This window comes from Corynebacterium macclintockiae (genome assembly GCF_027570165.1).
Taxonomy (GTDB): Bacteria; Actinomycetota; Actinomycetes; order Mycobacteriales; family Mycobacteriaceae; genus Corynebacterium; species Corynebacterium macclintockiae.
Genome location: NZ_JAKMUV010000008.1, coordinates 62,863 through 83,785 on the forward strand (window position 1 = coordinate 62,863; position 20,923 = coordinate 83,785).

The following is a 20,923-nucleotide window of genomic DNA, read 5'->3' on the forward strand; positions in this document are numbered from 1 at the left end:
CCCGACCGGTTAGAAGCTGAATGTAAAAGCTTCGAACCCTCCGCGACCACATAAGCCCCGAGACATATTCAATGGCGGCGCCTCGCCGGTTGAAATTGTGCCCCAGGTGAGACTCGAACTCACACTGGACGGGTTTTGAATCCGTTGCCTCTGCCAATTGGGCTACTGGGGCGATAAGTGCTTACCGGAGCATAATACGCCACGGCCTTTCAGCCAACCAAAACCGCACTCCGTTAAAGTTGAGCGCATGGCTAAACTCCTTCTTCTCGATGGGCACTCGTTGGCGTTCCGCGCCTTCTATGCCCTGCCCGCAGCCAATTTTTCCACCGTCGGTGGCCAGCACACCAACGCGGTGTATGGCTTTCTCGGCATGTTCCTCACTCTTATGGATAAGGAACAGCCCACCCATGTAGCCGCCGCGTTTGACCTGTCCGGCCCCACATTCCGCGAGGAATCCTTCCCGGAGTACAAGGCGCAGCGCCCGAGCACGCCTGAGGAGTTCAAGGGCCAGATCGAGCTGATTCGTCGCACGCTCGAAGCGTTGGGCGTCACGACCCTAGATAAAGAGTCCTACGAGGCCGACGACATCATCGCGACCCTAGCCACAGAGGGAGCGAAGGACGGCATGGACGTCCTGATCTGCACCGGCGATCGCGATTCGCTGCAGCTGGTCACCGAGGATGTGACGGTGCTGTACACGCTCAAGGGCGTCTCTGAGCTGCATCGTTTTACTCCGCAGGCCGTCGAAGAGAAGTACGGCGTGACCCCCACCCAGTACCCAGACCTCGCGGCGCTGCGCGGCGATACCTCCGACAACATGCCTGGCGTGCCCGGCGTTGGCCCGAAGACCGCGCAGAAGTGGATCGCCAAGTACGGCAGCCTGCAGGGTGTGATCGACAACATGGACGACATCGGCGGGAAGGTCGGCGCCAACCTGCGCGAAAACATCGACAATGTGGTGCTCGCGCGCGACATTACGGAGATGGTGCGGGATCTTAAGCTCGTCGATGGTATGGACGCCCTCAGTCCCCGAGACATCGATCCCAACGAAGCGCTGGGCATGTTCGAGGAGCTGCAATTTGGCACGGGGCTGCGCAATAGGGCATTCAAGATCATGGGCGTGGAGTTCGCCGACAGTGCCGCGGTGCCCGTCACTGTGGAGGAGCCGAAGCCGGGAAAGTTGGGCGCGTGGCTGAAGAAACGTACCCGTGGCACGGTGGTGGAGGTGGATGGCGAGCAGCTGACCCTGCTGGACCGCGATAATGTCGCCATCGTTCAAGACCTCGCTGACGTAGACCCGAAGGATGAGAAGGCGCTGGCAGAGTGGCTGGCCAACCCGCAGGTCACGAAGTGGCTGCACGACTCCAAGCAGGCGTATCACGCGCTACAGAATCAAGGCCTAAAGCTTGACGGAGTTGAGCATGACACGTCCCTGGCGGCGTATCTGCTGCGCCCCGACGTGCGCACTCTCGGCCTGGCGGACGTGGTGCAGCGCCACGTGGGTCACGAACTTTCGGCGGATGCCACCGGCCCCGAGCGCGCCCAGGCTGTCGCCGAACTGGTGAAGGCCCTCACCCCAGAGATCGAGGCCGCCGGCCAGGCCGAACTGTACTTTGACCTGGAAGTTCCCCTGGCCCTGATCCTCGCGGCCATGGAACACGCGGGCATTGCCGTGGACGACGCAGCGCTACAGGAGCTCTCCGACGATTACGGCGCACGCCTTAACGAGGAGATCGCCGCCGCCCGCGAACTGGCGGGGGAGCCGGAGCTCAACCTTTCCTCCCCGAAGCAGCTACAGAAGGTCCTCTTCGAGACCTTCGACCTGCCGAAGACGAAGAAGACCAAGACCGGGTATTCCACGGCCGCCGCGGAGTTGGAGAAGCTGGCAGCCCAGTCCAACCACCCGTTCCTCGGCCACCTCATGGCCCACCGCGAGTACCAAAAGATGAAGTCCACCATCGACGGACTGATCGAGGCCGTGGGCGACGACGGGCGCATCCACACCACCTTCAACCAGAAGGGTGCGGCGACGGGTCGCCTGTCTTCCTCCGACCCGAACCTGCAGAACATCCCCGTGCGCACCGACGCCGGCCGTAAGATCCGCGCCGCGTTCACGGTCGGGGAGGGCTACGAAACGCTGCTGACCGCCGACTACTCCCAGATCGAGATGCGTGTGATGGCGCACCTGTCGGAGGATGCGGGCCTGATCGAGGCCTACGCCAGCGGCGAGGATCTGCACAACTACGTCGGCTCGCGCGTGTTCGACGTCCCGGTCGATGAGGTCACCCCGGAACTACGCCGCCGCGTGAAGGCACTGAGCTATGGCCTGGTCTATGGCCTGTCCGCCTTTGGCCTATCCCAGCAGCTGAAGATCAGCGCGGGGGAGGCGAAGAAGATCATGGACAACTACTTCGAGCGCTTCGGCGGTGTGAAGCGCTACCTGGACCACGTGGTGGAGGTCGCTAAGGAGACCGGCTACACGGAGACTCTCTACGGCCGCCGCCGTTACTTGCCGGAGCTGAACTCTTCTAACCGTGTGGCCAGGGAGAATGCCGAGCGCGCCGCCCTCAATGCGCCGATCCAGGGCACGGCTGCGGACATCATCAAGCTGGCCATGCTGCGCGTGGATCGGGAGATCACCCGCCAGCAGCTGGCTTCCCGCGTGCTGTTGCAGGTCCACGATGAACTCGTGGTGGAGGTCGCGCCCGGCGAGCTGGAGCAGATTACCGAGCTAGTCGAGCGGGAAATGGACGCCGCCGCCCAGCTGCGCGTACCGCTGGATGTCTCCGCCGGCACGGGCGATAACTGGGATCTGGCAGCGCACTAGTCGCGCGCCAGCCGGGTTAGCTAGCGTTGGCCTTTGCGCTCGAGGCCTTCTCGGCCGCCAGCATTGCCACGACGATCACCGCGCCCAGCAGGAACAGGCCGATGGCGGCGCCCAGGTGTTCGCCCGGCGCCTGCAGGTTCGCGTCCCCGTCCTGCCACGGCCACAGCGCACGCAGGGAGCCCAGCATCAGGCCCGTCATCACGAACAGGGTGATGGTGCGGTGGTTGTTAAGCAGGTACTCCAGCAGGCGCACGAAGCATACAATGCCGGTCAGTGCGCCCAGGAAGAACACGCCCAGGTAAACCAGGTTCCTATCGTCCACCGCTGCCATCGTTGCGGAGTACAGTCCCACGGCTAGCAGGAAGAAACTGCCCGATACGCCCGGCAGCACCAGCGCACACACCGCGATCGCCGCGGCTACGAATACCCACAGCAGGTTCGGGTCAGACTGTGGGGAGCTGGTCAGACCCGTCAGGAAGAACGTCGCTACTGCAGCCACAACCAGGCCGAGGATCGCCATCGGCAACCTGCGCCGGGCATCTTCCTTATCTGTCATGCCAATCGGCACGCTCAGGGAGAGCAGCACCATACCGAAGAACAGTGCGCGCGCGTGGACCGGCTTGTCCGTCACGAAGCTCTCCATCACGCCGGCAAGCGACAGCACCACGGCGCCCATGCCTACCACCATCGGCAGTAGCAGCATCCAGTCCAGCGCCTTGTACTGGGCAAACGCGGCCTTACGATCCTTCGGCAGCTTCTTCGTCGCATCCAGGAAGAGGTTCGCCTGGTGCAGTACGCGCTCGTAAACGCCGGTGACCAGCGCAATCGTGCCGCCGGAAACGCCCGGCACGAGCTCGGCCAAACCGATCAAGCCACCACGGACCATATTTATTAGTATTTGCAGTATCTTCATCGCGCACCATCGTACTGCACGCCCCGGACAACCCCGCCTCAACTCGCGGCCGAAAGTGCATGTTTGCGCTGTTCACTGTGGTCGTGTAGCGTTATGCCCGTTGTGCGCCCTCTCTTTTATTCTTTGGGACGCCCCACGTGGAGCACCAAGAGGTTCCCCGCCAGGTAATTGACGCTGGTGGTGGCGTCAAAAAGAAGGGTTTGCAGAACTAGAGTAACTGTCCATCTTCTATTTCTATTCGTTCCGAAAGACATTCAACATATGCCCACCAACAACGTCCCTCAGGTAGCCATTAACGACATTGGCTCCGCTGAGGATTTCCTCGCTGCCGTCGACTCCACCATCAAGTACTTCAACGATGGTGACATTGTCGAGGGCACCGTCGTCAAGGTCGATCACGACGAGGTCCTGCTGGACATCGGATACAAGACGGAGGGTGTCATCCCTTCCCGCGAGCTGTCGATCAAGCACGACGTTGACCCGGGTGAGGTTGTTGAGGTCGGCGACGAGATCGACGCTCTGGTTCTCACCAAGGAAGACAAGGAAGGCCGCCTGATCCTGTCCAAGAAGCGTGCACAGTACGAGCGCGCTTGGGGCACGATCGAGGAGCTCAAGAAGAACGAGGAGCCGGTTACCGGTACCGTCATCGAGGTCGTCAAGGGCGGCCTGATCCTGGACATCGGCCTGCGCGGCTTCCTGCCCGCCTCCCTGGTGGAGATGCGCCGCGTCCGCGACCTGCAGCCCTACATCGGCCAGGAGATCGAGGCCAAGATCATCGAGCTGGACAAGCACCGCAACAACGTTGTGCTGTCCCGCCGCGCATGGCTCGAGCAGACCCAGTCCGAGGTCCGCTCCGAGTTCCTGCACCAGCTGCAGAAGGGCCAGGTCCGCAAGGGCGTTGTCTCCTCCATCGTCAACTTCGGCGCATTCGTCGATCTCGGCGGTGTCGACGGCCTGGTTCACGTCTCCCAGCTGTCCTGGAAGCACATCGACCACCCGTCCGAGGTTGTCGCAGTCGGCGACGAGGTCACCGTCGAGGTTCTGGATGTGGATCTGGACCGCGAGCGCGTGTCCCTGTCCCTGAAGGCAACCCAGGAGGACCCGTGGCGCGTATTCGCACGCACCCACGCCATCGGCCAGATCGTGCCGGGCAAGGTCACCAAGCTGGTTCCGTTCGGCGCATTCGTCCGCGTCGAGGAGGGCATCGAGGGCCTGGTTCACATCTCCGAGCTGGCCGAGCGCCACGTCGAGGTTCCGGATCAGGTTGTTGGCGTTGGCCAGGACGCAATGGTCAAGGTCATCGACATCGACCTGGAGCGTCGCCGCATCTCCCTGTCCCTGAAGCAGGCTGATGAGGACTACACCGAGGAGTTCGACCCGTCCAAGTACGGCATGGCTGACTCCTACGACGAGCAGGGCAACTACATCTTCCCGGAGGGCTTCGACCCGGAGACCAACGAGTGGCTCGAGGGCTACGACGAGCAGCGTCAGGCATGGGAGGAGCGCTACGCAGAGTCCGAGCGTCGCCACCGCCTGCACACCGCTCAGATCGAGCGCAACCGCGCCGCAGCTGCCGAGGCCGCTGCAAACGGCGAGGGCGGCTACTCCTCCGAGACCCAGACCGAGTCCGCACCGGCTTCCTCCGAGGCGCCGGCTCAGGACGCTGGCACCCTGGCTTCCGACGAGCAGCTGGCTGCTCTGCGCGAGAAGCTGGCCGGCGGCGAGTAAACCACTCGACACCGCTAGCGGGGACCGCTGCTTAATCAGCTAGGTCCGCGCGCTAGGAACATTTAAAGGCACCCACTTCGGTGGGTGCCTTTTTGTTTTCGTAGGTGCGGCTTTGGCTACAGCATCTGAATGACGGTGGCGGCGCCGATCGTAACTACAAGCATGACGGCTGCGATAATGGCCGAGCCCATGAGGATCTTCACGGTTCGCGGCGTCACACTCGGTTGAATTTCGCCATGCCGGATCGCTTTGCCTGCGATATCCATGCGCAGCTTGTGCGCCTGCACGGCAGCGCGATGGTCCTTCTTAGCTGGAGAGGCGGCCGACGGGGGAGACGACGTAGAAGAAGCCGCAGGCGCGCTCTGAGCTGCGTCGGGCTGTTGGATAGACATTGGGAGCTCCTTTCAGCTGGGCGCCTGGCTTAAAGGTATGGCTTCAGCTCTGGTGGGAGTTGGATGCGGATCTCTGGTGAATCATTCGCAGGCGGCCTGGGTGCTGGCGCCCTGGGAGGCCTGGGTGCCGGTTTCGCAGGGGGCTTAGAAGGAGGCGGAGCAGTTTCTGTTACCGTCTCTGGCTCCGGAGCTGGGGCCGGCGGGGGTGCGGGCTTGGGAGTTTCAGACTTTGTGCTCGGTGCCGTCACCTCTTCAGGCAGCTCAGGCACTTTGCCCAGTGGTGGAACTTCATCATTCACGGTCTGCTCTTTGGCATGACCTGGCGATTCGCATGCAGCTAGCGTGCCTGCAAGCGAAATCAAGAGCAGCGCGCTTGCGGTGTGAGTTTTCCTCATTAGCGTGAATACTCCTTGGCCTTTTTGTGCACAGCCTTCAAGAACACTGGGCTGGGGTTGAATTCCGAGACTGCTGTGGTCCACCCTTCTGGGCTGGTGAGGTCGCCCGCGCTACAAGTGATTTTCGCGGTGGTTAGGGCGGCGTCGTCGATGTTGTCCGGATTTGGCGCGTTGCCAGGCTCAGCGGCAGTGCCATATTGCTCCCAGCGCGACGGCATGAGTTGCATTGGTCCCACCGGGATGTCCTTCGTGGAATCGCCGTCGATGTCTCCTCCGTCGGTATCGGGCACGGACTTTTTGCCACCGGCGGCAGGCGCAACGGCGCGTATAGGCTTCGAGGTCACGCCATCTTCGTCGATGGTGGTGGAGTTCACTTGCCCATGTTGGGTCAGCACATCACCCAATGCAGCAAGTGTTTGCCAGCCGACGGCGCAGCCTTGTTCCTGTTCCACGTTGTAGGCGGCGTATGCGTATGCCTGAAGCGCGCGTTCGGGGATGTGGTAGGGCTCGGCACGCTCGGTAGCCCACTGCTTCATGGTATCCACTTGGGCGTGTTGCTCTGGCACAGGTGGTTCTAGGCGATCGGCGCAGCTGGCTAGGGTTGTTGAAGCAAGGAACCCGACGCCCAGCGCGGCCACCCCTCGGCCTACGAAGCTGCGTGACGGTGCCACGAATCAAAGTCCTCCGCAACAATTGCTGCTAGTTCCATGTAAGCCTGCTTGGTTTCCTTGCTGATGCGGTCAAGATCAACCGTTGCGCCTTCGGAGAGGTGGCGGTCGAATGGAATGACGTGCACTGCGCGGGTGCGGCTACGGAAGTGTGCAATCAACTGGTCCATATCAATCGTCGCATTTTCAGGGTGTGCCGCAGAGACAACCACTACAGAGTTTGCTGCGAGTTGTTCGTAGCCGTGCAGGTTAAGCCAGTCCAAAGTGGCGGAGGCTGATTGAGCGCCGTCAAGGGCAGGAGAGGTGACGAGCACCAAGGAATTGGCCAGCTCCAACACACCGGACATTGCGGAGTGCATCAGCCCTGTTCCGCAGTCAGTGAGCATCACGTTGTAGTGGTGCTGCAGAATGTCGACCGCGTGGCGGTAGTCCTCATCACTGAAGGATTCGGACACGGCGGGATCGCGCTCCGAGCCGATAACTTCCAAGCGAGACTTGGCCTGGGTAGTGAACTGGCGAATGGAGGCGTATTTTGATGTGTCTTCTGCGTTGAGGAGGTCGCGGATCGTCGCCGGACCGGGGGCAGCCACACGCTGTGCTAGGGTGCCGAGGTCCGGGTTGGCATCGATGGCGATGACGCGGTCGTGTCGGATGGAAGAGAAAACGCCACCCAATGCCACGGTGGTGGTGGTTTTGCCCACGCCACCCTTAAGGGACATCACCGCGATGCGGTAGTCGCCACGCAGTGGACGGCGAATTTTTTCCAGAAGCTGATCGTGTTCAAGATCTTGCTGGGAGTCACCAACGTTCCAGTGCCCACCGGTGACGTTGTAAAGCATTTTGCGCCATCCACTGCGCGGTGCCTTCTTGACGGCATTGACCAGGTTTGTCTGGTCCAGTGCCGGCGGTGGCTTTAAGTCATATTCGGACGGTACATGGTGCTTACCGTGATACGGGGCCTGCTGCGGTTGGGGCTGGGCCTGCTGTGGGTGGGCTTGCTGTGGCTGGGCCTGCTGAGGAGCTCCAGATGAAGCGGGAGAGCCTTGCGGGGCAGTGCCCTGCGGTGCTGTTCCCCGGGGAGGCTTAGGATTCTCTGCGGAATCACTTTCCTCTTGGTTGGCTCGGTGACCTTGCTGAGGCTTGGATTCGTGAGCTTGCTGAGGCGCCGCAGGGACTCGATGCTGACCTTCATTAAAAGAAGGGGAGGACGCAGGAGACTCTGCAGCGGGCGGCTCTTGGGGCTGAGAAGGTTGTTGTGGTGGGGTGGCTGGTTGTGCTGGCGCACCATCACCAGTGAACTGGAGCCAAGAGGGCAGTCCTTCGTGGGATGGCTGGTTGGTTGACACTACGCACTCCTCGTGTACTTCACTCTTTGTTACCGACAACTTCTCTACGTATAACCCGTCCTATACTAATGTGTGTTGTGCAATTTGCACTGTGTGTCCCCCACAGATGTGTTTGATTTGCTCTAGGCAGAATGGAAGAGATCGCTAGATGAATTCCCCAAAGGTAGCTAACGCTGCACGAAGTGGAGGTTCGGGCTCGCTGGTCTCGGGGCGTAGCGTTTTCGGCAGGGCTGTGTGGGCTTCGCGTGTTGCACAGGCACGGAGGTTTTCTTCAGTCGACACATCTAGGCCGATGGTTATCGCAGTGGCTTCCATTGACAACCGAATGCTGACTTCGCCTGTGACCGCTTTGGTTTCCATGATTGCCGAAGAGGTTTCTGAACTACCGATGGTGGTCCTGGACGCAGATGTGCAAGCTCAGCCAATGCGGGGACCGTTGGGTGCGTGGGCAGCGGGAGACGTTCTTGGGCTGGCGGCGACGGAACCGCTGGATCTGACCCGCAAGAAGATGGAAAACTTTGCGGATAGCTCCGGGGCAGTCCCGCTGTTGACTGCTTCGCAAGGTACTCAGGGGCAGATGGCTGCTGATGTACTGGATACTGTGGTTAGTCGTGCCCAGCACAGGTGGCCAATTGTTGTGGTGAACTTGCCTTACACGTGTGCCGGGGAGACCATTGCCGCGGGCACAGCTATGGCGGATCATGTGCTGTTGGTGGCTGATAGACACCATGAACAGCATGGGTGGCTGTACCAGCCGGGTCACCACCTGACGGAGCTGGCACAGTCCAGGAAGGTGACTGTTGTCAAGGTGGGGGCAGCTGCGGTCGATTTGCCGCAAGATACGGTGGTTCTGCCAAGCGTAGATGCTCAGTCGACGAGCAGGTCGCGGATTGTTCCATCGACGAACCCGGAGGACGTGTCGATGTATCACCGTTTGCTGTCGAGGGTTTTCGGTAGTTGAGGACTCCTACACACTGTGAAGAGTCCTGGGTTTATTTCCTATCTCTGCTAGGGAAGGATTGAAGGGCCCGACCCCCGGAAAGTGGACACATCGGGGGCTAGCTATGCTGCTGTGGTCAGTATAGCCGAAGTCTCGGCTTCAAAGACATCAGGAGCTACGAGATTGCACCAGGAGTGCCGCCTGCGCGTGTTGTAGCGCATGCACCACCGGAAGACCTCTTGACGACAGCTAATTGGGTTGTCAAAGACTTTCCGATCACGCAGCACTTCCCGCTTTAAGGTGGCGTTAAAGGATTCTGCCAGGGCATTATCGGCACTCGTTCCAACTGCGCCCATGGACTGGCGCACACCTAACGACGAGCAGTAGTTCCTAAAGGCTTGTGAGGTGTACACGCTGCCGTGATCGGAATGGAAAATAGTCCCGTCAAGACTGCCGCGCACGCCGTGTGCGTGGGCTAGAGCATCGATAACTAGTGAGACCCGCATGTGGTCTGCGAGTGCATAACCTGCAAGTTTACGTGAATACGTGTCAATGACTGTGGCAAGGTACATGTTTTTGCCTCCCCTACACGGCAGGTAAGTAATGTCACCGACATACACACGATTTGGCTCGCCAGCTGTGAACTTGCGGCCTACTAGATCTGGCATGACACGGTGACCAGGCTTACGCCTGGTAGTAATGCATCGACGCCGTTTGCTAAAGCCTTTTAACCCCATGGATTTCATGATGCGTGCAACTTTCTTGTGATTGATCGGGATATACGTCGTGTCCTCCTTGAGGCTTGCGGCGATGCGTTTAGCACCATAAAGCCCGTGCTTATCATCGAAGATGGTCTTGATTCTTGCACCAATAACGGCATCAGAATACATCTTTAACCTGCGTTTTTTACGGGTGCTCACCCACTTGTAAAACGAGGAACGATTCAGCTTTAACACATCGCACATCCGCTTAACCGAGTACTCGGTTCGGTGGTCATCGACAAACTGGAAGCGGATCACCAGTGAGTCTCTTCGGCAAAATATTTCGCGGCCTTACGCAGGATGTCGCGTTCTTCGCGCAGCTTAGAGACTTCTTTTTCCAGCTGACGGATTCGCGCAGAATCATTCGCCGCTTGGGCTTGATCGTGCACGGCCTTCGTGCGGGCACGTTTGCCAGTGCCGTACTTTTTGACCCAAGAATGTAGCGAGGCACGGTTGATACCGAGCTCAGCTGATGCTGAGTTCAGCGAGAGATCCTCGTTGTTCTCATAGAGGGCTACGGCATCGCGTTTGAACTGTTCGGAGTACCTGGACATGGTGGTAGATTACCTTTCTTCCCAGCTCGACTGGGCTGGATATCAGGTGTCCACCACATGGGGGTCAGGTCCCCTGAGCCTGTCATCGATGCCATGCTTGCTGCCATCCACGAACAGACCGTATCCATTGCCGGCGCAGAATACGCCGAACTTGGCGTAGCAATGTCCGCCACAGATGCACTAACCAAACTCGAGCATCGTAAAGAAATCGAAGCGCAGGTACTCAAGCTGATTCAGGACATTCCGCAGACCGAGATTCTTTTATCCATGCCTGGTATCGGCCCGCGTAGCGCAGCGCAGATCCTCATGACTGTTGGCGATATGTCCGACTTCCCCGATGCAGCGCACCTAGCATCCTATGCAGGGCTATCACCGCGGACGAATCAGTCAGGAACGTCTATCATGTCGAATTCGCCTAACCGGGCTGGCAACAAAAAATTAAAGAACGCCCTATGGCAATCGTCTTTTGCATCGATCAGATTCCACGAGCGTTCCCGGCAATTCTATGAACGAAAACGCAAAGAAGGCAAAAGACACAACGCCGCAGTCGGCGCACTCGCACGCCGGCGCCTCAACGTTCTCTTCGCCATGATGCGAAACGGCGAGCTCTACCGAGACATCTCCACAGTCCAGGAGGCCGCAGCAGCCTAGAACCAACAGACCCTCACCTCAAGCCGATTGCACAGCAAGCCCAATCGGCTCCTCACCGTGCCCGAAAACAACATCCACAAGGAAAAGCAGAAACCCTTCACACCCCCCAACAAACTCACCCACGGAATTGACAAACTATATAGGAACACCTCCCTGGGCGATGGTGCAGGCGCGGAGAGCGCCGCTGTTGCCGATGCCGCGCCCAACACCGCGACGGTAGTAGAGTACCCGCTGCCGGTGCAGGAGTTTGCGGTGACCCGCTACGATTTGCCCGCCGGCACCACGGTTTCCACGCAGCTTCCCGGACCGGCCATCGCCCTGGCTACTTCTGGTGTGGTCACGGTAAACGACCTGGAGCTAGCCCCGGGCGAGGCCGCCTGGTTGCCGGTAACCGGCGGCGACACTACCCGCCTTAGCGCGGCCGCGGGTAAAGATTCGCAGCTCTTTATCGCGGCGGCGCGCCCTGCGCGGCAAGTAGCGCTACCGCGCCGCTGGGGACGCCGCCGCGCGACAAGTAGCACTGTCGCGCTAACCGGCGCTATTTACGACATGGTGGGGCGGCGGAACGCAGCTGCGGCGGCTAGCAGCACTACGGTGAGTGCTACCATCCAGGCCACGAAAGCCCAGACTGCGGTGCCGGGCTGGCCGGTGGCAAGGATTTCGGCGCTTGGCGTGCCGTCGATGGCGGCGCCGGCGCGGGCGGCGAAGGTAAGCGGATTCCACCGGGCGATGGGTTGAACCACACCAGCGAATTGCTCCACGGGCACGAGGCCGCCGTTAAGTGCCATGGCCGCCATGATGATGGGGGCCGGGCCAATGGCGGCCTCCGGGATGGCGCACATCGCGCCCACCATGGCCGATAGCGAGGCGGCCACCACCGCGCCGAAGATGATGACTAACAGCACCCAGCCAAACCCGGCCAGCGTGTGAATACGCAGGCCAGAAGCCACGGAAGCCAGCAGCACCGCGCAGCCGGAGATAAGGCTGCGTAAGGAATCGAAACACCAGCGGCCGAAGATCTCCGGGCTGGTGCCGTAGCGCGTGGTCGCGATGCGGGTGGTGATACCGCGTTGGCGTTCCTTAATTATCTGCGCGGCGGCGGAGGTGCCATTCATCAGTTCGCTGGAAAGGATGAGCGCGATGGTAAGCGGTAACGCGTCGAGCGTGGCAGAGCCTTGCGAGGCCGCCATGAGGTCGCCAAACAGCCACCGCATGACCAGGAACATCAAAACGGGACCAGCCACGGTATTGGTAATTACCGCGCTATCGCGGCGGGCGGCGCGCAGGTGCCTTCCAAAATGCGTGGCGACAGTGGACAGCCAGGTGGTGTCGTGCGACACGGTGGCGGTGGTGTGGTTAGTCATGTTTCCTCCCCTGGAAAGCGGTGATAAAGCCCCATACGCCAACGACGGTCATGGCGATGAGCCAGCACAGTGCTTCGACTCCGCGCGCCCCCAGGGCAGCGCCACCTAGTAGGTTGCGGGCGGTGTCCAAGATGGGAGATAGCGGTACGTGCCGGATGATGGGGCCAATGCCGCCGGGCAGCGCATCCGCAGGCACGAATGCGGTGGAGAACATCACCATGACCAGCACGAGGTTTTGGAAGAGCAAGGACGCCGAGGTGGGCTTGGGGGCCAACAGGCAGGAGCCATCGATAAACGCGGAGAGGATGATGGTGAGGGCGGCGAAAAGGGCGATGGTAAGGATAATACGACCCGGTCCGGCAGCGTAGCGGGCACCGAGCAGGATCGTGGTGAGGACGACGATGCTGCACGACCACGCGGCGCGGGTGAGATCTGCCAGCAGCCGGCCGACGACCGTGGCCCAGGCGGGCGTCCCGGTGGCGCGGATGCGGTCGTGGATGCCGTTTTCGGCGTCACGCGTAATCGCCAAGGAGGAGCCCCCGGCGGCGAACACAATCGCCTGAATAACGCCGGCGGGCAGGAGGAAGGCGGCGTAATCGATGCCGAGTTCCGTCGAAGCCTTGGCGAAGGTGGCGTAAAAGATGACCATGAACAGGCTGGGTATTGCCACGGCGGAAACCATTACGGCCTTGTTGCGGACGGTGCGCAGGACATTGCGGTGCCACGAGGCAGCGACTGCTCCGAGCGCGTTCACTGGGAGCCTCCACCGGTGTGGGGAGCCTGCTGCGCGATGTCGCCGGACCCGGCGATAGCGAAGTAGACATCGTCCAAGGAGGGCGGAACCAAGGAGACGTCCGCGACCGAGGTGTCGTCGCCATCCCACAAGGCCAGCGCCCGGACTAGGGTGCGGTGGCCATCGGGCGCATCGACGCGCAATACGGTGTCCTCTTGGCGGCAGTCGATGCGGTGTTCTTGCAAGGTGTGGGTGAGGCGTGCGGCATCGTCCGGGCTAGACATCGTGATGAGGCACACCGTGGTGCCATAGCGGTCCTTGAGCTCGGCGGGGGTGCCTTCGTCGAGCACCTTGCCTCCGGCGAGCACGGCGACGCGGTCTGCGAGCTGGTCAGCTTCTTCCAGGTATTGGGTAGTAAGCAGGATCGAGGTGCCGTCGGCCGCCAGCCCGCGGACGGTATCCCACACGGAGCTGCGCGCGGCGGGGTCGAGGCCCGTGGTCGGCTCGTCGAGGAACAGCAGCGCGGGCGGGACAGTGAGGGAGGCGGCGATATCTAACCGCCGGCGCATGCCGCCCGAGTATGCCGAAACCAGGCGGTCGGCGGCGCCAACCAGATCGAAGCGCTCAAGAAGTTCCGCGGCGCGGGCCTTCGCATCGCTAGCTTTAAGCCCTGCCAGGCGGCCAAAGAAGATGAGGTTTTCCTTGCCGGTAAGCTCCTCATCCACTGCGGCGTATTGCCCGGTCAGCGCGATGGAAGCGCGCACCTTGGAAGGATCCGTGGCTAAGTTGTGGCCATCGATGATGGCGGTTCCGCCCGTGGCGGGCAGCAGCGTGGAAAGGACATTGACCAAGGTTGTCTTGCCGGCACCATTGGCGCCTAGGACGGCGAGGATGCCCCCGCGCGGAATGGCGAGGGTCACACCGCGCAGGATTTCCGTTCGCTTCTTGACTTTTCCCAGGCTACATCGCAGATCTTGGACATCAAGCACCAGGTCGCGGCCTTTTGCGTGGGCGCTGGTTGAGGGGACTGCGGTGGCGCTGGGGTCACCGCTAGCGGTTGCCGTGGTGGGGTTTTCTTTCATGATTCATCCCTGGATATACGTCAACGGTCTATTAGACGGCGCACCGATTCTCCTACCGCAGAAGGAAAACCGATTATTGCCCGCGAACGATGGATTGTGGTCCACGGAGCAAGCGCCTGGGGTAGTGCCAACTAATCCTTAGAAAATGATGTATGTCTAGCGGCACCGGGTCGTGCACAGCGCCCCGCAGGAGAGGGCTGCACAGGTTGGCTGATCGGCGGCGACGCTGCAGGTTGCTGCAAAGTTGAGCATACCATAATTAGGCATGGCATGCTTGACAATTAAGTCGAAGGCCTGTAAGCCACCAAGTGTGAGCTAAGAATCTGGGTATTCCGACTAGTCAGGGTCAAACCGCGTGGCTGACCGTAATTCGTATTGTGGCTCGCGCCTCTCAAGCACAAAGGAGTATCCATGGATTCTCGAGAGCAAATCGAAGATAAGATTCTCTGCGGTCAGCCCTTCCGCCCTATTGAGGACCCGGATCTCTATTACGAGATGATGGAGGCGGCGGAGAAGTGTCACGATCTCAACCAGCTTCGTCCACTTCAAACAGCGGAGAAGCAGGCAGTGATGGCAGACCTGCTTGGTGAACTGGGGGAGCGCTTAATGGTTTTCCTGCCATTTCATGTCCAATATGGCTCGAAAATCAAGGTCGGAGATGGCGTGACCTTCAATCGAGGAACGACGGTACTTGATATGGCCCCGGTGACATTTGGCAATGAGGTCATGGTTGGTCCATGGTGTTCCTTCTTTGCTGGCAATCACGCCTTAGACCCCGTAGAGCGGCAATACATGGTGTGTACCGGGGGTGCGATCACCATACAAGACCATGTGTGGCTTGGTGGCAATTGCACGGTAACTGCGGGTGTCACGATTGGGCATGGTGCAGTAATTGGTGCTGGCAGTGTTGTGACAAGAGATATTCCGCCCATGGTACTCGCAGCCGGTAATCCGTGCCGAGTCATTCGTGATATTGGCCCGGAAGATAAGCTCATGGGGGAGTCTTGGGTTCCTGAGTGGCCTAGTTGGATTACGGATTGAGACGGCTGTGAAAGTTCTCGCGGTCGTCCTGGGTTCTGAGGGTGATATGCTGCCATTTGCGCACCTTGGTGTCGCACTTCGAGATCGTGGCCACCAGTTTGTTTTGGCTGGGTTTAGCGAATTCGGCGGGAGTTTTCGTGCAAACGGGGTGGACTACATCGAGTTACCCGGTGATTACCGGGCGTTAATGAAGCGCCTTTTGGGCGATAGTAAAGGCATGATGGACACTGTCTTAGGTATCCGTGAGATGATATCTGACGCCCACGTTTTCGATGTGTTAGAGCATGCCATGGATGGCGTTGACGTGGTCATGTACACCCAATTCAGTGAAGTTGCTCGGTTGTTAGGGGCTGCACGCGGAGTCCCCAGCGTTCGGGTGCAGGTTTTCCCTACCGAACCCTGCCTCCGTTACAGCCTCGTGGATCCGCGAAAACTGGACGGCTCTGTCGGAGCTCTGGTCACCCACTGGATGTCCAATACTCTGATGGCTTGGGCGATGCGCCCAGTGATAGCGGCATGGCGCCGTAGGTTGGGGCTGCGTCAGCGAGCGCTCTCCTCTCCACCAACCACGATCTACCAATTCAGTCCCGCGTTGAGTCCGCCGGCGCCGGAATGGAAAAACCACATTCACGTCACTGGCGAGTGGCTTGACCCGCACCACAGTGAACTCGCCCTAGACCCAGCAGTCGAGGAGTTTGTGGCTGCCGGCTCGGCCCCGGTTCTGGCAAGCTTTGGGAGTATGGTCTCAGATCGCGTTTATGACCTTCAACGATGGACTCGAGACGCGTGCATCGAGCATGGTCTGCGGGCGATAATCGTCGATCCCGATTATGAGCCTGGTGTGAGAGAAGGAATCCTCACCGTCGCCCGGGTCCCGTTCGCGACTGTGCTTCCGTGGTGCCGTGCAGGCATCTGCCACGGCTCACTGGGCACCACCGGGGCGATCCTGCGCGCCGGCAAGCCGTGCCTTGCGGTTGCATTCGGTGGTGACCAACACTTCCATGCCAACGCAGTTTGTCGAAACGGTGCCGGGCCGAACTATATTGACGCCCAGCGAGGCGAACTGAGTGCCCAGTCCCTGGCCGCCGGAATTGCCGATTTGGTAAGTGGAGCATACGACTCCGCAGCCCGCAGGATGCCCGAGTTGCTTGCCACAGACCCGGGTACCGTCGCAGCAGTAGAAATCGTGCTTAATCAGTCCGACCTAGCGAAAGGCGAAAAATGACAGAAATCAGCTGCGAGGGAGTCTTTCCGTTTGTGGCCGGACATCGCACTGGAACCCTCTTGTTTTGCTTCCATCACGCAGGAGGCAGCGCTTCCGTCTATCGTGGATGGGTGGGGGTCAACCCAAGCATTGACGTGGTGCCGGTGGAGCTTCCCGGAAAGGCAACCCGTCGCCGAGAGAAATGGGTAAGCGACTTTGACAAGCTCGCCGATATGTGCGCAACCGAGATAGTAGATCTGGCGGCGGGCGCGCCGATTGCGTTGTACGGCCACTCCATGGGGGCAGCGCTGGCCTACCAGGTTGCTGCCTGCCTGCAGCAGATGCATCGGCCCACTATACCGGAAGCCGTGGTGGTGGCCGCACGGCAGGCGCCCGGAGAAACCGTGCCTGGGGAATACCACTCGTCAATGGGGTTCGGTGCGCTGCGCAGGGAGTTTGAGAAGGTAGGTGGCACACCACCTGAGATCCTTGCCAATGATGATGTGATGAAGCTGCTGCTCGCTGACATTCGTCGCGATTATGTGTTACACGAGGGCTTTCACCATGCAACCACGGTGCTTCGCTCTCCTGTGCTGGCATTGGCGGGGGATAGCGACCCAGCTGTCAGCCCAGAGATGCTTTCCCGGTGGGAAAATTTTACCAGCGGTAGTTTTGAACTGAAGGTCCTGCCGGGTGGGCATTTCTTCCCGCTCGATACTGGAACCGAGTTCCTCGACCTGCTTGCCGGTTTTCTAGCGGGAATTACTGGGAACACTGCCTGGTTAGCGCGGAACAATGCGTGATTGTGACTGTTAAGTAAAGAGGCCCCGATGACCGAACAAAAACCACCCATTACATTTAGGCAAATATCTCAACCTGCCCACCGGCAGATCACGGTGTCGCTGCTATTGGCGGTGCTGGCGGCGGTTTTGTCGCTGGTGCCGGTAATCGTGCTGGTTGAGCTGGTGCGCACCGTAATGCTGTCCTTCCAGGGAGAGCCGATAGATGCGTCAAAGCTGTGGCTGCTAGTCGCGGCGCTCATGGTGGCCACCGTCCTACATGGACAGGCAACCGTGAAGAGTCTCCAGGTAAGCCACCAGGCCGACGGCCTTTTGGGCGAGCACTTACGCCAGCAGCAGATTACCAAGCTGGGTAGGCTCCCGCTGTCTTGGTTTACGCGGACACCTTCGGGGACTGTGAAAACCTACATCGAAGACGACGTCACCAAGATCCACCAGCTCATCGCCCACGCGCCGCACGATTATTCGGCCGGTGTACTCGTACCGCTATTGAGCCTGGGATACATGTTCGTGGTGGACTGGCGGATAGGCCTGCTGGGCCTGGTACCACTGCTGTTGGCAGTGGCCACCATGCCGTTTATGATGCGCGAGTTTCAAGAAAAGGCGGAGAAATTTAAGTCCAGCCAGAAGCAGCTAGACGCCGCCGTCGTAGAGTTGGTGCGCGGCATCCCGGTTATCAAGGTGTTTGTTCCGGAAGGCTACGACGAGAGCATTTTCCTTAGTCGTTCCCGGAGTTTTGGTGGGTTCTATCGCGAGTGGTTGCACGCCACCGTACACCCCACCGCTTTGATGAAGATCTTCACCTCCACCGGGTTTGGCCTGCTGGTGGTAGCCGCGGCCAGCCCGTGGCTCATCACGTCTGCGGGCGTACCAGTGGCCGATGTGCTGGCAGCGTTTTTGTTCATCAACAACATCGCCGCGCCTCTGCTTATGCTTTCGCGCACTAACATCATGTTTTCGGAGGCGAAGGCTGCCGCGGCGGATCTCACCGAGTTCTTCAACATCCCGGTATTGCCGCCCGCTGCTGGCGGCAGGGAGCCTGCAAACGCCGGAATTGAGTTGAAAGATTTAAGCTTCTCCTACGTGCCGGACACCCCGGTGCTTTCCGGCATTAACCAAAAACTTACCGCCGGCAGCATCACTGCGGTGGTGGGACCTTCCGGCTCGGGGAAGTCCACGTTAGCCGCGCTCATCCCCCGGCTATTAGACCCCACGGAGGGGTCGGTGCGCATTGGTGGCGTCCCTAGTACTGATCTCCGATCTGACCAGCTCTACCGTAGGGTAGGGTTCGTCTTCCAGGACCCTTACCTTATGCGGATGAGCGTGCGGGATAACATTCGCCTCGCTCACCCGGAGGCCACCGACGCAGACGTGGTTCGCGCCGCCCGCGCCGCCCAGATTCATGAGCGCATTACCCATCTGCCGCGCGGCTACGACTCGGTGGTGGGAGAGGACGCGCAGCTTTCCGGTGGCGAGCAGCAGCGGCTGGCTATTGCCCGGTCCATCTTGCTCGACGCGCCGATCCTCGTGTTGGATGAGGCCACCGCTTTTGCGGATCCGGACTCCGAGGCCGCGATCCAGCGGGCCATTACCGAGCTGGTGGCCGGGCGCACGCTAGTAGTTATCGCACACCGGCTCCACACGATCACCGGCGCTGACCGGATCCTCATGCTGGAAAACGGTGAGGTCACCGAAGCAGGCACTCACGAAGAGTTAGTGGCGGCAGGCAAGGGCTACGCCACGATGTGGGCACGCTACCAAACCGCGCAGGCGGGCATCCAAGGGGAGGAAAAATAATGATCCGCACGCTCTATTCACTGGGCAGTCCGGCTGATCGTCGCCGTCTGGTGCTGGTCCTTACGCTAATTGGGATTTCCGCGGTGGCGTTGGCCATTGGCCTTATCCTCATTGCACTGTTTTTGGACACGCTGTTTAGCGAAGATCCCGCGCAGGCCGCAGCATGGTTGCCCTGGATCATTATCTCCGTCCTCGTCTACGCCGCCGCAGACTGGCCCACTGAGGTTATTGCCCAGGACCTGGGGCATGATTACGTGCTGCGCATCCACCGGCTTATCGCCGATCGCACGGCACAGCTACCCCTGGGCTATTTTGAAGAAGATCGCGCCGGCCAGATCGGTGTTGTAGCCACCAGCGGTGCGCTGTTTGCCGCTAACGCGCCGGCAATGATGCTGCGGCCCATGCTGCACGGTGCTGCCTCGGCCGGTTTGGCTTGCGTGTTTCTCATCGCCGTGGACTGGCGGCTGGGGCTGGTTACCGTTGCAGTGGCTGCCGTGGTGTGGTTCGCCTATAACCGCCTAATGCGGCAGTACCGCGTGGCAGAGCGCCAGAAGGGCGAGCGCAACGAGCACGGCGCCGCGGAGGTGCTGGAGTTCGCCCAGGTGCAGCCGGTGCTGCGCATGGCTGGGCCGGATTCGCTGGGGGAGCGCGCCGTGCGCGCCTCGATTCGAGAGCAGCTTAGCGCCCAGCAGCACACCCAGAAGACAGGTGAGATGATCATGGGTCGTCTGGCTTTAATCATCATGGTCGGTACCGTGGTCATTGATGCCCTGGCCACCGTGCTACTTCTCAACCACTGGCTAGAAGCAGGCACCTACATTGGCGTCATTGTGTTGGTGTTCATCCTGGCTCGCGTTGCTATGTCGGGCATACCCTACGGCGAGGGCTTGGAATCCGCGCGCAATACCTTAGATGAGATCCAAAAGATCCTCGATGCGCGGGTGTTGCCGGAGCCTGCGGTTCCGGCGGCGCCACGCGACTATGGCATCGAGTTCGATGGGGTGGGCTTTGGCTACGAACCCAACACCCCAGTGGTCCGCGACGTGAGTTTCCGCGTGGCGCCCGGAACTACTACTGCGTTGGTGGGTCCCAGCGGCTGCGGCAAGAGCACCTTGCTAAAACTTGCGGCACGCTTCTATGACGTTGACCAGGGGACCATCCGTATCGGTGGTGTGGATATTCGCGATCTTGGCTCCCGGGCGGTGTTGGATTCGCTGGCTATGGTGTTCCAATACGTGTACCTCTTCGAGGACACACTGTATGAAAACATCCGCCTGGGCTGCCACAATGCAACGCGGGAGGAGGTGCTCCGCGCAGCGGAGTTGGCCGGTGTCACCGAGATTGCCCGGCAGCTGCCGCAGGGGTTTGACACCCTGATTAGCGAGGGCGGGCAGAATCTCTCCGGTGGTGAGCGTCAGCGTGTCTCCATCGCTCGTGCGCTACTGAAGGACGCGCGGATCGTGCTGCTTGATGAGGCGACTAGCTCTCTAGACGTGCAGAATGAGCACCTTGTGATGCGCGGTATGAAAACGCTTTCTGCCGAGCGCACCATCGTCGTCATTGCGCACCGGCTGCACACCATCCGCGACGCGGACCAGATTGTGATGATGAGTCCCTCCGGCACCGTGGAGTCTATCGGCAACCACGAGGAACTCATGGAGAGTTCCCCACGCTACCGCAGCTTCTGGGGTGAAAAGAGCGACGCCACCAGCTGGAAGCTGTAGGGA

The 20,923-nt window shown here is 60.3% G+C and carries 16 protein-coding genes, 1 tRNA gene and 1 pseudogene; 9 read left to right on the forward strand and 9 right to left on the reverse strand.

The window, feature by feature from the left end:
• Positions 1 to 98 precede the first annotated feature (98 nt).
• Positions 99 to 172 (reverse strand) — tRNA-Leu (locus L8U58_RS07490).
• 75 nt (positions 173 to 247) lie between these two features.
• On the opposite strand from L8U58_RS07490, the gene polA reads away from it, so the two are divergent.
• Positions 248 to 2,827, forward strand: a complete 2,580-nt coding sequence (gene polA, locus L8U58_RS07495) for a DNA polymerase I (RefSeq protein WP_269955043.1) — start codon at positions 248 to 250, stop codon at positions 2,825 to 2,827.
• A 16-nt stretch (positions 2,828 to 2,843) separates the two neighbouring features.
• Here polA and L8U58_RS07500 read toward each other — a convergent pair whose 3' ends face one another.
• Positions 2,844 to 3,740, reverse strand: coding sequence for a DUF368 domain-containing protein (locus L8U58_RS07500; protein ID WP_269955044.1), 897 nt, complete (start codon positions 3,738 to 3,740; stop codon positions 2,844 to 2,846).
• A 261-nt stretch (positions 3,741 to 4,001) separates the two neighbouring features.
• Here L8U58_RS07500 and rpsA point away from each other — a divergent pair, with 261 nt between their 5' ends.
• Positions 4,002 to 5,468 (forward strand): 30S ribosomal protein S1, encoded by a 1,467-nt coding sequence (rpsA, locus tag L8U58_RS07505; protein WP_005295768.1) that lies wholly within the window; start codon positions 4,002 to 4,004, stop codon positions 5,466 to 5,468.
• 116 nt (positions 5,469 to 5,584) lie between these two features.
• On the opposite strand, the gene L8U58_RS07510 is transcribed toward rpsA, so the two are convergent.
• From L8U58_RS07510 to L8U58_RS07520, 3 genes are all read right to left on the reverse strand, one after another.
• Positions 5,585 to 5,860, reverse strand: coding sequence for a hypothetical protein (locus L8U58_RS07510; protein ID WP_080721185.1), 276 nt, complete (start codon positions 5,858 to 5,860; stop codon positions 5,585 to 5,587).
• A 394-nt stretch (positions 5,861 to 6,254) separates the two neighbouring features.
• Entirely contained in the window at positions 6,255 to 6,791 is a 537-nt protein-coding gene (locus L8U58_RS07515; RefSeq protein ID WP_230580338.1) for a lysozyme family protein, read from the reverse strand.
• 110 nt (positions 6,792 to 6,901) lie between these two features.
• Entirely contained in the window at positions 6,902 to 7,762 is an 861-nt protein-coding gene (locus L8U58_RS07520) for a MinD/ParA family ATP-binding protein (protein WP_034972151.1), read from the reverse strand.
• Between the two features lie 811 nt (positions 7,763 to 8,573).
• Between L8U58_RS07520 and L8U58_RS07525 the strand changes: the two genes are divergently transcribed.
• Positions 8,574 to 9,230: a hypothetical protein gene (locus tag L8U58_RS07525; protein WP_141747012.1), complete on the forward strand. Its 657-nt coding sequence runs from the start codon at positions 8,574 to 8,576 to the stop codon at positions 9,228 to 9,230.
• A 101-nt stretch (positions 9,231 to 9,331) separates the two neighbouring features.
• Here the strand turns inward: L8U58_RS07525 and L8U58_RS07530 are convergent.
• Positions 9,332 to 10,524, reverse strand: a protein-coding gene (locus L8U58_RS07530; protein WP_269955045.1) for an IS3 family transposase whose coding sequence is annotated in 2 segments (ribosomal slippage) — positions 9,332 to 10,245 and positions 10,245 to 10,524 — 1,194 coding nt in all. Because the reading frame shifts where the segments join, the coding sequence is not laid out codon by codon here.
• Between the two features lie 66 nt (positions 10,525 to 10,590).
• Between L8U58_RS07530 and L8U58_RS07535 the strand changes: the two are divergent.
• Positions 10,591 to 11,175, forward strand: a pseudogene (locus L8U58_RS07535) (transposase); the annotation flags it as partial.
• 542 nt (positions 11,176 to 11,717) lie between these two features.
• On the opposite strand, the gene L8U58_RS07540 reads toward L8U58_RS07535, so the two are convergent.
• From L8U58_RS07540 to L8U58_RS07550, 3 genes are read right to left on the reverse strand one after another with little or no spacing between them, the layout of a single operon-like run.
• Positions 11,718 to 12,539, reverse strand: a complete 822-nt coding sequence (locus L8U58_RS07540) for an ABC transporter permease (RefSeq protein ID WP_269955046.1) — start codon at positions 12,537 to 12,539, stop codon at positions 11,718 to 11,720.
• Complete coding sequence (locus tag L8U58_RS07545) at positions 12,532 to 13,293, reverse strand: ABC transporter permease (protein WP_014303357.1); 762 nt, start codon at positions 13,291 to 13,293, stop codon at positions 12,532 to 12,534. Before L8U58_RS07545 ends, L8U58_RS07540 begins: the two co-directional genes overlap by 8 nt.
• Positions 13,290 to 14,354, reverse strand: a complete 1,065-nt coding sequence (locus tag L8U58_RS07550) for an ATP-binding cassette domain-containing protein (protein WP_014303358.1) — start codon at positions 14,352 to 14,354, stop codon at positions 13,290 to 13,292. Before L8U58_RS07550 ends, L8U58_RS07545 begins: the two co-directional genes overlap by 4 nt.
• Positions 14,355 to 14,765: 411 nt before the next feature.
• Here L8U58_RS07550 and L8U58_RS07555 point away from each other — a divergent pair, with 411 nt between their 5' ends.
• From L8U58_RS07555 to L8U58_RS07575, 5 genes are read left to right on the forward strand one after another with little or no spacing between them, the layout of a single operon-like run.
• Positions 14,766 to 15,395, forward strand: a complete 630-nt coding sequence (locus tag L8U58_RS07555) for a sugar O-acetyltransferase (protein WP_014303359.1) — start codon at positions 14,766 to 14,768, stop codon at positions 15,393 to 15,395.
• Between the two features lie 7 nt (positions 15,396 to 15,402).
• Positions 15,403 to 16,620, forward strand: a complete 1,218-nt coding sequence (locus L8U58_RS07560) for a glycosyltransferase (RefSeq protein ID WP_269955047.1) — start codon at positions 15,403 to 15,405, stop codon at positions 16,618 to 16,620.
• Positions 16,617 to 17,402, forward strand: a complete 786-nt coding sequence (locus tag L8U58_RS07565; RefSeq protein WP_023018093.1) for a thioesterase II family protein — start codon at positions 16,617 to 16,619, stop codon at positions 17,400 to 17,402. Before L8U58_RS07560 ends, L8U58_RS07565 begins: the two co-directional genes overlap by 4 nt.
• Positions 17,403 to 17,429: 27 nt before the next feature.
• Entirely contained in the window at positions 17,430 to 19,196 is a 1,767-nt protein-coding gene (locus L8U58_RS07570) for an ABC transporter ATP-binding protein (RefSeq protein ID WP_034970331.1), read from the forward strand.
• Positions 19,196 to 20,920, forward strand: a complete 1,725-nt coding sequence (locus L8U58_RS07575; protein ID WP_014303363.1) for an ABC transporter ATP-binding protein — start codon at positions 19,196 to 19,198, stop codon at positions 20,918 to 20,920. The genes L8U58_RS07570 and L8U58_RS07575 overlap by 1 nt, the downstream gene beginning before the upstream one ends.
• Positions 20,921 to 20,923: the final 3 nt, after the last annotated feature.

What these genes read in the sequence shown, in the direction of transcription:
- L8U58_RS07510 (WP_080721185.1), bottom strand. Translation starts at nt 5,860, where the DNA reads ATGTCTATCCAACAGCCCGACGCAGCTCAGAGCGCGCCTGCGGCTTCT.
- L8U58_RS07575 (WP_014303363.1), top strand. Translation starts at nt 19,196, where the DNA reads ATGATCCGCACGCTCTATTCACTGGGCAGTCCGGCTGATCGTCGCCGT.
- L8U58_RS07565 (WP_023018093.1), top strand. Translation starts at nt 16,617, where the DNA reads ATGACAGAAATCAGCTGCGAGGGAGTCTTTCCGTTTGTGGCCGGACAT.
- polA (WP_269955043.1), top strand. Translation starts at nt 248, where the DNA reads ATGGCTAAACTCCTTCTTCTCGATGGGCACTCGTTGGCGTTCCGCGCC.
- rpsA (WP_005295768.1), top strand. Translation starts at nt 4,002, where the DNA reads ATGCCCACCAACAACGTCCCTCAGGTAGCCATTAACGACATTGGCTCC.
- L8U58_RS07520 (WP_034972151.1), bottom strand. Translation starts at nt 7,762, where the DNA reads ATGCTTTACAACGTCACCGGTGGGCACTGGAACGTTGGTGACTCCCAG.
- L8U58_RS07570 (WP_034970331.1), top strand. Translation starts at nt 17,430, where the DNA reads ATGACCGAACAAAAACCACCCATTACATTTAGGCAAATATCTCAACCT.
- L8U58_RS07555 (WP_014303359.1), top strand. Translation starts at nt 14,766, where the DNA reads ATGGATTCTCGAGAGCAAATCGAAGATAAGATTCTCTGCGGTCAGCCC.
- L8U58_RS07540 (WP_269955046.1), bottom strand. Translation starts at nt 12,539, where the DNA reads ATGACTAACCACACCACCGCCACCGTGTCGCACGACACCACCTGGCTG.
- L8U58_RS07550 (WP_014303358.1), bottom strand. Translation starts at nt 14,354, where the DNA reads ATGAAAGAAAACCCCACCACGGCAACCGCTAGCGGTGACCCCAGCGCC.
- L8U58_RS07515 (WP_230580338.1), bottom strand. Translation starts at nt 6,791, where the DNA reads ATGAAGCAGTGGGCTACCGAGCGTGCCGAGCCCTACCACATCCCCGAA.
- L8U58_RS07500 (WP_269955044.1), bottom strand. Translation starts at nt 3,740, where the DNA reads ATGAAGATACTGCAAATACTAATAAATATGGTCCGTGGTGGCTTGATC.